Here is a 13752-nt window from a genome sequence, read left to right on the forward strand (position 1 = left end):
ATAGGGTGGTCAGTTTACTCCGGAACTGGTGGTCAATTTGCACTGGAATTGGGTGGTCAATTTGACCGGTTTTTCCACCAAAGGGACCTAAAACACGAAAAAAACCAAGCAGAAAACACTCCAAAAAAAAAGAGGCTCGCTTGCCTCTTGTAATTCTCTCTAAAATTTTTACGATAACTCCATAGTGTTGACGGCAGGTACTCGGTTCCGTTCAACCGGAGTTTCATTGTTCGTGCTGCGCACGCAACGAAACTCTAGCTGTTGGCGGTAGTGGCTTTATTTAATCCTATTTCTGTATAATTCGATTAGCTTTTCTCTTTCTTCAATTCTTTCCGTTTTCATAATATTTATAAAAGTTATCATTTTTTCTAAATCAACTTTTATATAACTGAGATTCAGATTTATTTTTTGAGCTCCAATTTTTTGATTTAAATTGTTTGCCCATTTATATATTTTCTTTTTCATTACAAATCTTTCATCAGTTTTTATAGAAATAAAGACTTGCTTATGAATTTCAATATCATATGCGTTTTGTATGAATTCCCATTTTATTAATTCTTGATTTATACTTCTGTCCCAAATTCCAACTTCAGTGATAATTATTTGAACTCTTCTGTCAAGAATATTAAAAACACTAATCAAAAAACCAATTCCAAAAAAGCATACGCAGAACCAAAAAATAAATTTGGTTTCTTTTTCGTTTACTATGAACCAAATACTCGGAATAACAAAAAGAGAAGACAAAAGCAATAATCTTAGCGATTTGATAGGGTTTTTGTAAAGTCTAATTTCTTTCATTTAAGTTTTTCGTTTTGCCATTACCGCCAACGTTATGCCACTTTGAGATGGCTGGAAATTCGCAACCTTTCAGTTTTTGGCTTAACAAAAACTTGATACGAAACGGTAATTCCACTAAATCACACACTATATCAAAACAGCGGTTGGGCGATGTATTTATTTTTCATTTAGAATTCCGTTCACATATTCAATCCATTTATATTTTGGGATACTTTCGTCAATATAATAATCAGGTTGAATACCTTTGCTGTCAATTGTCATATTCGGAATTCTGAAACTTTTCGACAAACAGTATCCTAATTCAAATTCATTACAAGGAGATTTTACAAAATTCATATTTGAAATGTCTAATGCTCCAAATGTTGTTGTACCAAATAATTTCACTTTTTTAGATTGTTTTGCGGCTAATAAAAATTGTTCGGCAGTACTTCCGTTACCTTTGTTAATTATTATTCCAACATTTTTTGGATATGGATAAATTTGATCAAATTTATTAATACTAACTGTTGTTGAATCTAAATTAACAAATTGTCCTAATTGCTTTTCTAATTTATCATAACTTTCTTTTAACCATTTTTTAGCTTCTTCATCGAAACCGAATTCGGGTTTGTTGACAAAGTCCAACATTCTTTGATTGTTTAGTTTAGTCGACAGCAATTCTACACCGACTTCTCTTATTGGATTTGTATATAAAAAGGGTAATATTTCTTTATAACTTATATCATCACCACCACCATTATTGCGCAAATCAATTATTAAATTTTCAGTTTTTAATATTTTTTCTTTGTTTATAGCTATAACACTGTCAATTATTTTTCTTTGTGAGCCATCGAAAGATGGAATTCTGAAAATTAAAGTTGTTTTATTTAATTCTTCAATAAAAGGTTTGTCAATCGACATCAGAGTAAGATATTGTTCAATATCTTTTTCGGTTTCATATTTTGGATTTAATCTTTTTAGTGTAAAATTCCCAAGTTGCAGATAATTTATCCCCAAAAGATTTGGGCTTGTAAAATCTTCTGGATTTTTGTCTCTTAAATAAAATGTTCCGTTCTTGTCGTTAAGCCTGATTTTTATTTGCCCTTTTTTCCAAGATTCATTCCCAGATTCTATGATGAAACCTAAATAAGAATCTCCAATTTTTTTGATACCAATCTTGTACAGGCTAGTTTCCCATATTCCTTCAAAATCGGTTTCTTTTTTTGAAGTCAAATATTTTTCAAACTCTTGAACATCTACGTTTAAAGTTTCCCAATTTTCATTTTTTGTTTCTTTTATGCTTTTTTTAGAATTTATAGAATTATTATCTATTTTTTTAATTGCAAAATGGCCTTTACGAAAGAAAGCTAGCCATTCAGATAATACTTTTGTACAATCTTCTGTTTTCTTTATTGCTTTTATTTTCTGTAAAATAATTGTATTATTATTTTGATACGCTTCCTTTCCTTTCAGGTCGATTATATATTGAAAACCCGCATCATTTTCTTCAAAAGTTTTCTTCATCCATTCAAAATTTGTTTTGCAATTACAATTTTGAGCAATCGAGAGATTACAAATTAAAATTAACATTATTGATAAACTTAATGTTTTTCTCATAGTTTTTATTTATTTCAAAAGACGAAAATATCTTTTAGATGTAACACTTTTTATTTTTCCAGTTTTTTGAGCAATATATCGCCCAACGTTCCCGCGCTACAAGCAGTTTGGGACTAAATTAAGCCCATTTTTCGGATTTGCCAAATCTTCCAAATACCAAACCATTTTCAAATTAAGCCTAATACCCAAATTGCTTGTAGCGTGTGTTAGCAGCAGTTATTTAGACAATTCTACTTTTAGTTTCATAAATCCTTTCCAATTATTTCCAGCTTCGTGATAATTTAAAACTAAAGTAGAATCGATTGTTTCAGCGGAATACCATTGACCCGCATGATATGGAATTTGTTCTTCTAAACTTTTATTCAGAAGTTCATGCAAATAATCAGAAATAGCTTTTTTATGATTTTCATTCAAAGCAACTCTTTTTTTCTCGATAATTTTTCGGCTTGTTAAATTTTTGCAGTCAACGCTATCTTTTGTTATTTCAGCAAAAAGTTTTTTTTCTGCGCGAACAATTTTTATCTCTTCGTGATGTCCTCCCCATTCTCCACATTCATCATAATCTGCTGTCAGTTTCAAGTAACCTGTTCCAACAATATTTTCAAATTCGGCAACTTTGTCGGTGTTTTTGGTTTCTGGTTGATTTCGATTACAACTTAAAATTAAGAATGCAATTGCGAAATAATATGCTTTGTTCATACTTACGAAAATGTGGTTTATAATTGCTGCTAACGTTATGCCACTTTGAGATGGCTGGAAATTCGCAACCTTTCAGTTTTTGGCTTAACGAAAACTTGATGCGAAACGATAATTCCACTAAACTCCAGCTAGCTCAAAATGGCGGTTGGCGGTAGTGTTTATTAATCCGCTGTGTTTTCATTTCGGCTAATTATTCGGTTAAAAACAATACTCATTACAATTAATATTGGCAATGCTAACCAAGCAGTAAATACTAATTCTAGGCCGTTTTGTCCTCCACTTCCATAACATAATGTGTTACTATTCGAAAATAAACTTCCAATACTTGATTGAATACAAACATATTCGACTAAATTAAATATTGTCAATTTCGTTTTCAAAGTCTTTAATTTTTCGTCCGTAATATTTCTAATATATTTTATAAAAATAACAGGCGAAACAATTCCAAGTATTATTGTTGAAGTCCAAATTATTTTCCACGCTACTGTGCATTCTATTCCAACTGAACTTAATAACATTTGCGTTCCGACTAATCCCATTGCAGTAAAGCCAGGAATAAAAATTCCAATAATAGAGAATATAATTGTTGGTTTTAAAAAGTCAAAATTTATGTTTTTCAATTCTATTGTTGTTTATTATTTTTTTCGTTTTTTCGAGCAACATTACCGCCAACGTTCTCGCGCTACAAGCAGTTTGGGATTAAGAAAGCGTTATCTTTCGGATTTGCCAAATCTTCCAAATACAAACCAATTTTTCCTTTAAGCCAAATGCCCAAATTGCTTGTAGCGTGTGTTAGCGGTAGTGCTTTTATTCAGATTTATTTTTTAATGCAATAATCATTATAGTAAACCATATATTGCTGATATACTCTGTTGTGATAATCATTTAATTTTTCGCGCAATTGTTCATGTTGTTTGTCATTGATTTCATCAATTATTCTAATTAGAAAATCGGTAGCCAAGATTAGACTTCCAAATGCTGGAATTAGTCCTGCAAATCGGTTCGGATTTTCATTGTAGAAATATAATCCGTTATGGACTGGATTGTGACTTTTAGCAAGATGATATTTAGCTATTATTTCCCATCGACCATGCGTGACCTCTGAAGATCTTTTGTATAAAAAGTAATAAATATTTTCTTCTCCCCAGACCTCATTTGACATTTGCATGATATTTTTATCAAAAACATCTCCTTTTTCAGTGGCTACATCAATTTCTCTTTTGCCAGATTCCGCAATAGCGTCATCAATAATACTTTTTGCTTCTTTTTTTAATACATCGTTAGGCGCTTTTTGAAGAATTTGCTCGCCAAAAAAACGTTGCCTTCCAGTACTAAAATCCCTAAACCTCTTATGTAATTCTATATCTTGTTTTGTTAATAACCATGAACCAACAATAAAAGTTTCCAGAGTGACCCTGTAAACCATCTCTGCAATTTCTCCCTTATGAATTTTTACTAGGTCTATAGTATCAATTGTTAAGTTACCAATTCTAGCTATAAATCCCATATTAACTTCTGCTATATAAGGATTGTAATATTCTAAAAGATTGATTTGTTTTATTTCCGAAAACAGAGAAATGAATTCCTCATTCAATTCTTCTATTTTTAAATCCGCATAATCTTGTTCTTCAATCATAGTATCATCAGGTTTTGGCATTTTTGGCGAGAAGTAATAATTATGTAACCAAATATTTTCACAAAATTCCAAGTCTAAATTTTCTGAAAGACCTATTGATGGAGGAAATGCTGACATAACTTTCGAAACATTCAACTTATCAAGAATGGTCTCAATTGTTTCCCAACCAAATAAATGAAATGGGTCTGGATTACCAGCTTGCGTATATTGCATCATTATGTATTTACATAATATCGATGTGTCTAATCTGCCATGTAGGATTGATTTATAACCTAAAAAAATTTTCCTACGATCTGGCTCACATTCAATATTCACGTTTAAATTCAATAAGTCATTAAATAAATCATCGTAAAATAAAATTATTTGTTGAAATGCATCTTTGAAAGATGTTTTTAAAATTTCATCTAGGATGCTATTATCTTCTGTGATTATTTTTAATGTGTGAGTAAGATTAAAATGAAATTTGGGATTTAGATTAATTTTTTCATTTACGAAGTTTGCAATTTTATGAAAATCTTTCTTTACAACCTCATAATCATTGTCAATTAAAGCAATAGAAATATGTAAAAATTCAGGTAATCTATCTGACCATGAAAACGATTGTATCATGCCCGGATAGTTATCAAAAACTTTTTGAAAACTTGTTCTGGTTTGTCTAATCCTACTTTTCTTCTTTGCCATAATTTATATGTTTGCACAATTTTCTTAGCATTACCGCTAACGTTCTCGCGCTACACGCAGGCTGGGATTAAAAATGCGTAATCTTTCGGTTAAAAACTAATTTTTCAAATACAAAATCAGCTTCAAATTAAGCCAAATGCCCAGCTTGCTTGTAGCGTGTGTTAGCCGTACGTTGTTTTATTTTCTTCCGCTTTTCCGTCAGTTCTTTGTTTTAATAATTGTCTAATTGACGTTAAATGTCCAAACAATACGATAGGAACTATAAAAGTTGGCAACCAACTAAATGGAAAATTCAAAATCGCTATGTTCGGTTGTTCAAAAGCAAATTGTTGTATTGGAGAAGGTGCTGAAAACAAAGCATTCACAACAATATTTATTAAAAGCCCAAGACAAATAAAGTTCCAAATCAGTATTCCATTTCGATTAATTTTCAGTTTAGTCAAACCAAAATACGCAATGATTGGAGCTGTTATTCCTGCAATAATGTCAAAGTTCTGACCTTCAAAAGTCATAAGTTCTGGAATTGCTTTGTTCAGAAAAAGCCAAAACAAAACTATTTCAACTGGTATTCTCACAATGTTTAGATATGTCAAATTTTTGAGAGGCAAACTGTCAATAAATTGTCTGCCTTTTGGAGTTGCAAACAATAGAATAATTGTCAAAATAATTGGTAAAATCCCGATCAACATTATTTTTGGCGGAAAGGATTTGGTGTCAGTATTGTAAATATTTTCTAAAGTCAAAATAGCTTGAATAATCAACCAAATTGTTAGACCAATAAAAATTAGCGTTGCTTTTTTTCGTGTCAATTCAGAATTTGAGCTCCTAATTGTCCAAATAAATAGTAGCAAACTTGCAACTGTTGTCAGTCCAAAAATCAGCGAGATATATGTCGGTAAATTGTCAATCATTTTCTATTTATTCAATGTTTTCGAGGCACGCTGTACAATGACGGCTAACTTGTCTATACCCGCTACAAACTAGCGCTTATACACCCAAATATGGGTAGATTGGCGAAGGTTTGTTTCGTTTTACCTGTTTTCAAATATATAAATAAATTATTATAAATTATCAAAGCAACTTATATTGTTGAATCCCAAGACCCGACCTATCAGATATGTCGTCACTAAGGATAGCACGGTTTTGTAAACCGTGCCCACCAACGAATGCAGATAAAACAAGTCAGAAAAGCTATATCCTTAAAGCGGGATAGCTTTTTTACGTTTTAATGTCAGTTTTTTTTATGGCTTTGTTAGCGTTACTTCTTCGGCTACCTACCGACTAAGTGTTATAATTACCAATTGGAATGGGCACGGTTTGCAAAACCGCGCTATCTGTTAAGGGGAAAACTGAGTGTATTTCCGAGCCATCTGGTTTTATCTGATGGAACACGTATAATTTTGAACGCTTACAGTTTAATTCTCGTCTTAGAATTACGTTCGAGAATTGATAATAATCTGCTGAATTTGATTGAGAATCTAAAGCACCATCATTTACCATCAGACCAAAAGCCAGAAAAAGGAAAATAAGATATTTTAAATTCTTTGTCAATCTATTTAATTTTAATTATTGGTAAGTTGTACAACTGGTTTTGTTAGGATTTTATGGCTTGTACGACAAATTTATTGTTTTAATGAATGCTTTGCCGAGCTTTGCCAGCTGTTAACGGTAATTTATTCTTTTACACTTTTTAATCGCTGATCAAACATCATTTTTGAAGTGCTAAAGACCTTAATTTTTGATGAATCTGGATGAACAGGGTTTATTAAATAATTAAATTCTTTTGGTACGATACTACTAGGGACTTTTAAAATGGCAGCTTCATTGTAATTTACGAAATCATCACCGATGGTCTGAGTTATTAAAGATGGTGGTTTTGAATTCCAATCATTTGGTAAATCTTCCAGCTTTACTTCCTGTATAGTAATTCCATCAGGTACTTCAATTTCGACATAAAAACGATCATCGGGTAAATCCTCGCTTAAATCTAAATGAACAGAAACTTCCAATGTTGCCAGAGCTCTAGTTTCAGCAGTATAAACAATTCGAGTATTAAGACTATTCCACCGATAACCTTCAGAAATCGGCGCGCCTATTCCATTTAACGTAGTACTTAAATATTTTTCACGTTCAATTCTAAATACTATCATTACGCTAAATTTCCGAATTCTAAGCGATTCAAACTAAACTTAACCTCGTTAATCCCTGTTATTGTGTCAAGCATATTTTCAGGTGAACTTCCCCCAATGGACAAGTTAGGTTTCTTTAACCAGCGTTGAAATTTTTCTTCCTCGTTATTGAAAACTTCCAAGCCATAGTCAATTAACTCGTTAATTAGAATCACTAATTCACTATTTCTACTGTCCAAAAGTAAATGTTCGCTTTTTTTCTTATTATATGTAGTTTGTGGAATTCCAACTATTGCCAGAACTGACTTTATGGGATTATTAAGCCTTTTGCTAATTAATTCAATTGAATCATATGGAATGCCAGCTCTGATGATACTAACGCGCTCAAGTTTATTGCTCCATTTATATTCCTTGCCATCGGAAGTCAATAAAGATTTTTTAATATTTACAGCATTACCAGATGCTTTTTGGACACTTCTTTTAGTGTCGAACGGCTTTGTTCTACGTGTGACTTTCCCCATAATGCAACTTATTTACTGTAAACATACAATATTTTTGTTGTTTAAACGAAAAAATTTCGATATAATTATCACCAATTCTTCAAAATTTCAAAGCAATTTTATATTCATAAAAACCTCGGCCCGCGTGAAGGATGGCAGTGAAAATCCTTTTATGAAGCGAAGCGCAATAAAAGATTATAACGCACAGCCTGACCCGTAGTTTTTACGGAGGGACACGCCCAAATTATTTTCCTTTTTTAACCTCTGATTTTTTCAAATAACTGCCTAAAATTCAAAATGGTAAAATACTTGTTTGGGTTGCAAAAATTTTATAATTTTGCAGTCCAATTTTATTATGTAAATTAAAGAAGAAGATGGATATCAAAAGAGTAGCAATAGACGCTGTGACGGAAACAATTGTAATGACTGTTGTTCACATGGATTACAAAGGACAAGTTGCAAAAAGAATAAACGAAAAAATGCCTTTGGCAACGGTTAAAGGATTTAGAAAAGGAGCTGTGCCTAAAGATCTTGTTGAAAAACAATACGGTAAAGCAATCAAACAGGAAGAAGTTCAGAAAGTGGTAGATTTAGCTTTGGAGCGTTTCGTACAATCAGAAAGATTAAACCTTCTTGGAACGCCACTTGCTAAAGTAAACGAAGACTTTGACTGGAGTGCTGAAGAATTGGTTTTTGAATATGAAATAGGATTGGTTCCTAATTTCGAATTGGATCTTGAAGCTAAAAATGACATCGTTAAATATGTGGTTTCAGCGGATGATAAAATGATTGAAGGCCAGTTGGAAAGAATCCAAAAACAATTTGGAACTGCAATTCCTCAAGAAGTTGTTGCTGCAGATTCAGATGTAACTGGAACATTCACTAACGAAGAAAAAGGAATTAATAACGCGACCACTATTGCTGCTGATCTTTTTAAAGACAAAGCGACTTTTGATTTATTCATCGGTAAAAAAGCAGGAGATGTTGTGACTGTAAATACTAAAGGTTTATTTGAAGACGACCACCAATTGATGGACGTGATGAAAGTAAGTCATGATGACGTTCACGGATTAGAGGTTGAAGTGAACTTCACAATCGAAGCGATCAACACGGCTGAATTAGCAGAATTGAACCAAGAATTGTTCGACAAATTGTTTGGTGCTGGAACTGTTTCTTCACTTGAAGAATTGAAAGCGAAAATCAAAGAAGATGCCGAAACTCAATTTGCACAACAAGCGGATCAAAAATTATTAGGGGATGTTACGGAGTTTTTGATCGAAAGCACCAAATTTGATTTACCTTCTGAATTCCTTAAAAAATGGTTGCAAACTGTAGGGGAGAAAAAATTATCTCCTGAGGAGGCTGAAGTTGAATATGCACGTTCTGAAAAAGGATTGCGTTTTCAATTGATCGAAGGTAGAGCTATGGCTCAATCTGACATCAAAATCACTTTTGAAGACTTGAAAACATTCACTACAAAAAACATCCGTCAGCAAATGGCACAATTCGGACAAACAAATCCTACTGACGAAGAAGTTCAAGGAATTGTAGCAAGAGTTTTGTCAAACCAAGACGAAGTGAAAAGACTTTCGGACCAAGTTGTTGCTGATAAATTATTGGAATTATTCAAAGAAAAAGCAAATCCTACCACTAAAGAAGTAACGTATGACGAATTTATTGCAGCGTCTTACGGAGAATAAATTTTAGTCGTAAAGTCAAATGTCATAAAGTCAAAAGTTGAAAAGACGGAAACAATTTCGTTAGTTGTTTCAAATTTTAAGATTCTATTACAAATATAAAACAATAAAAAATAGTTATATTTGAGCGTCAGAAAAAATATTTTTTGACGCTCTTTTGTTTCAATTAGTTGCGGGAGCCAATCCAGCTGTACGTTACAAGTTTTTTCTTCCGTTTTAGTTTTTTAAATTCCTGCAAGAGCTTCTTTCAGTCGCTTTGCAAGAATAAAAAAACTTAAAAACGGAATTCAAAAAGCTTTTTACTCCCATCTGGGCTACAAATAAGACATATTGACATCATTTGTAAATAGGTATGACCTTTGCATTAAAAGAAATAGACAAGATATAACGTAAAACTTAGAACAAAAAAATATGAACTACGGTAAAGAATTTAAAAAATTTGCTACAAAGGACCACGGCGTAAACTCTATGTATTACGATAAAATTGTAGGCGCAATGACTCCTAAAAACATGACTCCCTATATCATTGAAGAACGTCAGTTGAATATTTCACAATTAGACGTTTTCTCCAGATTGATGATGGACAGAATTATATTCCTTGGAACAGGAATAGACGACCAAATTGCAAACATCGTTCAAGCACAATTGTTATTCCTTGAAAGTGCCGATGCTTCTAAAGATATTCAAATTTATTTGAACTCTCCAGGAGGAAGCGTTTACGCAGGATTAGGAATTTATGACACGATGCAATACATTAAACCAGATGTAGCAACCATATGTACCGGAATGGCAGCTTCCATGGGAGCAGTGCTTTTATGCGCCGGTGCAGCAGGAAAACGTTCGGCATTGCCACATTCAAGAGTAATGATTCACCAACCATCAGGTGGAGCGCAAGGAGTAGCAACGGATATGGAAATCAACTTACGTGAAATGTTGAAACTTAAAGATGAGTTGTATAAAATTATCTCTCACCACTCCGGACAAACTTTCGATAAGGTTCATACGGATAGCGAACGTGATTATTGGATGATCGCCGAAGAAGCAAAAGCATACGGAATGATTGATGAAGTTTTAATAAGAGGATAAAAATATAGTCGAAAGTCTAAGGTCGAAAGTCTAAAGCAATGCTAGGAACTTTCGACTTTACGACTTTTGACTTTAGACTTAAAAGAATGGCAAAAGTAGTATTAGAGTGTTCGTTTTGTGGAAGAAAGAAGCCAGAAACCCAATTATTGATTGCTGGGATCAATGCACATATCTGTGATAAATGTATTGAACAAGCGCACGGGATTGTTCTTGAAGAAATAAAATCTAGTGGAAGTTCAAAGCTGGTTGGAGATTTGATTTTAAAGAAACCAAAAGAAATCAGAGCGTTCTTGGATCAATATGTGATTGGACAAGATCAAACTAAAAAGGTGATGTCGGTTGCGGTTTACAATCACTACAAACGTTTGATGCAACAGCAATTAGACGATGAGGTTGAGATTGAAAAAAGTAACATCATCATGGTGGGACAAACAGGAACAGGAAAAACATTGGTGGCTAAAACCATTGCAAAAATGTTGGATGTGCCTTTAGCGATTGTTGATGCGACAGTTCTTACTGAAGCAGGTTATGTTGGGGAAGATGTTGAAAGTATCTTGACACGTCTTTTGCAAGCTGCTGATTATGATGTGGCCAAAGCAGAACGCGGCATTGTATTCATTGACGAAATAGATAAAATTGCACGTAAAAGTGACAATCCTTCTATTACGCGAGATGTTTCCGGTGAAGGGGTGCAACAAGCATTATTGAAATTGTTGGAAGGAACGGTTGTGAATGTACCACCAAAAGGAGGACGTAAGCACCCGGACCAAAAATTTGTGGAGGTAAATACACAAAACATTTTGTTTATTGCCGGTGGTGCTTTTGATGGAATCGAAAGAATAATTTCGAAACGATTGAACCGTCAAGCGGTGGGTTATTCTACTTCAAAAAATGTGGACAATATTGACAAAGACAATTTGTTGCAATACATTATTCCAAAGGATATCAAAGATTTTGGTTTGATTCCAGAGATTATTGGTCGTTTGCCAGTTTTGACACACATGGACCCTTTAGATAGAGAAACCTTGCGTGCAATTTTGACACAACCTAAAAATGCGTTAATCAAACAATACGAGAAGTTGTTTTTGATGGATGATGTTGAATTCACGATTACCAATGAAGCACTGGATTTTATTGTTGATAAAGCATTAGAATATAAATTAGGCGCTCGTGGATTGCGTTCGTTATGTGAAGCTATCTTGACCGATGCGATGTATGAATTGCCTAGTTCTGATGATAAAGTATTAGAAATTGACGTAACTTATGCTAAAGAAACGTTGAATAAAAATTTATTGAAGCGTTTGGAGATTGCATCGTAAAAAATGCATTTTTCTTAAAAATATAAACCTGTTCATTCATTTGAACAGGTTTTTTTATGGGGAAATTACACTATTTGTTATTGTTCAAAAAAAGGAACATTATTATTTTTTATCAACGTCAGATTGTCGATTTTTGTACATTCTAAATCAATTATATATAAGATGCAAAAAGACGAGATAGAGGTAATTTTATTAAAAGTTTCTGGACAAGATAAACCGGGAGTCACTGCTGGTTTAACATCCATCTTGGCTACTTATGATGCTATTATTTTAGATATTGGACAAGCGGATATTCATGATACGCTTTCTTTAGGTATTTTATTTGAAATAAAAGCGGGTTCTTCTTCTGGTCCAGTTTTAAAAGACTTGTTATTTAAAGCATACGAATTGGGTGTCAAAGTCAAGTTTATTCCTATATCCATTGCAGATTACGAAATTTGGGTCAAAGCGCAGCGCAAACAACGCTACACCATCAATGTTTTAGGAGAAACCTTAACGGCTGTACAATTGGCGGCAGTAACCAAAATACTATCCAACCAAAATTTGAATATTGATGCAATTAAAAGATTAACCGGCAGGGTATCTATTATTGATAAAGAAGAATTCCCTCGTTCGTGCATACAATTGTCGGTTACAGGAACGATTGTCGACAAAACGTTTATGACCGCCAGTTTTATGGAAATTTCCAGAACGTTAGATGTGGATATTTCTTTTCAAGAAGATAATATGTACCGAAGAAACCGCCGTTTGGTGTGTTTTGATATGGATTCGACGCTAATTCAAACCGAAGTAATTGATGAACTGGCAGAGTTAGCGGGTGTGGGAGAGCAAGTTAGAGCAATCACAGAAGCAGCCATGAATGGTGAAATCGATTTTAGCGAAAGCTTCAAGCAACGCATGGCCTTGCTTGAAGGCTTGAGTGAAGAGGTACTGCAAACAGTTGCTGAGAATCTGCCTATTACTAAAGGAGCACATCGCTTGATGAAGGCCTTGAAATATTACGGTTATAAAACCGCTATATTGTCCGGAGGTTTTACGTTTTTTGGGAAGTACCTGCAAAAAGAATTAGGTATTGATTATGTTCATGCGAATGAATTGGAAATTAAAGACGGAAAATTGACAGGTAACTATTTAGGTGAAATTGTGGATGGTAAAAAGAAAGCGGAATACCTTCAGGCGATTGCTGATAAGGAAGGCATTCATATCAACCAAACTATTGCAGTTGGTGATGGTGCCAATGATTTGCCTATGTTGAATTTGGCAGGTTTAGGAATTGCTTTTCATGCTAAACCTACGGTAAAAGAAAAAGCAGAAAGTTCTATTTCCAGCTTGGGTCTCGACGGTGTTTTGTACCTGTTAGGCTATCACGACAGGCATATTGATATGATGGAGGAGTAAAATACTGCAGTAATTATAAAAAAAGGCTATCTATAAAGTGATTTTTGGATAGCTTTTTTTATGCTTTAACGGCAAACACTTTTTCAGGTTTTTCTGTTGTTTGTTTTTCGGGAGATTTACAAATTCCTCTGGCGCCACAACGCATTCTATGTGGTCCGCAGGAACTCAAGAAAATTCCTGTCAACAGGATATAAAGAATTTTTTTCATCTCAT

At 33.5% G+C, this 13752-nt stretch carries 13 protein-coding genes; 4 read left to right on the plus strand and 9 right to left on the minus strand.

The features are described from left to right. Window positions 1-276: 276 nt before the first annotated feature. The 8 genes from EKL98_RS12555 to parS form a co-directional block, all read right to left on the minus strand. Entirely contained in the window at window positions 277-798 is a 522-nt protein-coding gene (locus EKL98_RS12555) for an STM3941 family protein (RefSeq protein WP_126562728.1), read from the minus strand. 156 nt (window positions 799-954) lie between these two features. Further along, window positions 955-2301 carry a S41 family peptidase gene (locus EKL98_RS12560; protein ID WP_233584110.1) on the minus strand — a complete coding sequence of 449 codons (1347 nt, stop codon included), beginning with the start codon at window positions 2299-2301 and terminating at the stop codon, window positions 955-957. A gap of 309 nt (window positions 2302-2610) precedes the next feature. Continuing rightward, on the minus strand, window positions 2611-3093 hold the full coding sequence (locus EKL98_RS12565; RefSeq protein WP_126562733.1) for a hypothetical protein: 483 nt from the start codon (window positions 3091-3093) through the stop codon (window positions 2611-2613). 161 nt (window positions 3094-3254) lie between these two features. Next, window positions 3255-3713, minus strand: coding sequence for a hypothetical protein (locus EKL98_RS12570; RefSeq protein WP_126562735.1), 459 nt, complete (start codon window positions 3711-3713; stop codon window positions 3255-3257). Between the two features lie 197 nt (window positions 3714-3910). Continuing rightward, entirely contained in the window at window positions 3911-5410 is a 1500-nt protein-coding gene (locus EKL98_RS12575; RefSeq protein ID WP_126562738.1) for a DUF5677 domain-containing protein, read from the minus strand. Between the two features lie 161 nt (window positions 5411-5571). Next, window positions 5572-6321, minus strand: coding sequence for a hypothetical protein (locus tag EKL98_RS12580; protein ID WP_126562740.1), 750 nt, complete (start codon window positions 6319-6321; stop codon window positions 5572-5574). A 762-nt stretch (window positions 6322-7083) separates the two neighbouring features. Continuing rightward, window positions 7084-7560 (minus strand): RES family NAD+ phosphorylase, encoded by a 477-nt coding sequence (locus EKL98_RS12585; RefSeq protein WP_126562742.1) that lies wholly within the window; start codon window positions 7558-7560, stop codon window positions 7084-7086. Further along, window positions 7560-8060 carry a type II RES/Xre toxin-antitoxin system antitoxin gene (gene parS, locus EKL98_RS12590; RefSeq protein WP_126562744.1) on the minus strand — a complete coding sequence of 167 codons (501 nt, stop codon included), beginning with the start codon at window positions 8058-8060 and terminating at the stop codon, window positions 7560-7562. Before parS ends, EKL98_RS12585 begins: the two co-directional genes overlap by 1 nt. Before the next feature lie 353 nt (window positions 8061-8413). On the opposite strand from parS, the gene EKL98_RS12595 reads away from it, so the two are divergent. The 4 genes from EKL98_RS12595 (at window position 8414) to serB (ending at window position 13539) form a co-directional block, all read left to right on the plus strand. Beyond that, window positions 8414-9739 carry a trigger factor gene (locus tag EKL98_RS12595; RefSeq protein WP_126562747.1) on the plus strand — a complete coding sequence of 442 codons (1326 nt, stop codon included), beginning with the start codon at window positions 8414-8416 and terminating at the stop codon, window positions 9737-9739. A 408-nt stretch (window positions 9740-10147) separates the two neighbouring features. After that, complete coding sequence (gene clpP, locus EKL98_RS12600; RefSeq protein ID WP_073351820.1) at window positions 10148-10822, plus strand: ATP-dependent Clp endopeptidase proteolytic subunit ClpP; 675 nt, start codon at window positions 10148-10150, stop codon at window positions 10820-10822. Between the two features lie 86 nt (window positions 10823-10908). Further along, the gene (gene clpX / locus EKL98_RS12605) at window positions 10909-12141 is read left to right on the plus strand and encodes an ATP-dependent Clp protease ATP-binding subunit ClpX (protein WP_126515929.1); all 1233 of its coding nucleotides are present in this window, start codon (window positions 10909-10911) and stop codon (window positions 12139-12141) included. Window positions 12142-12303: 162 nt separating this feature from the next. Then, on the plus strand, window positions 12304-13539 hold the full coding sequence (gene serB / locus EKL98_RS12610) for a phosphoserine phosphatase SerB (RefSeq protein WP_126562749.1): 1236 nt from the start codon (window positions 12304-12306) through the stop codon (window positions 13537-13539). A 58-nt stretch (window positions 13540-13597) separates the two neighbouring features. Here serB and EKL98_RS17620 read toward each other — a convergent pair whose 3' ends face one another. After that, window positions 13598-13747, minus strand: a complete 150-nt coding sequence (locus EKL98_RS17620) for a hypothetical protein (protein ID WP_158614910.1) — start codon at window positions 13745-13747, stop codon at window positions 13598-13600. Window positions 13748-13752: the final 5 nt, after the last annotated feature.

This window comes from Flavobacterium bomense (assembly GCF_003970355.1).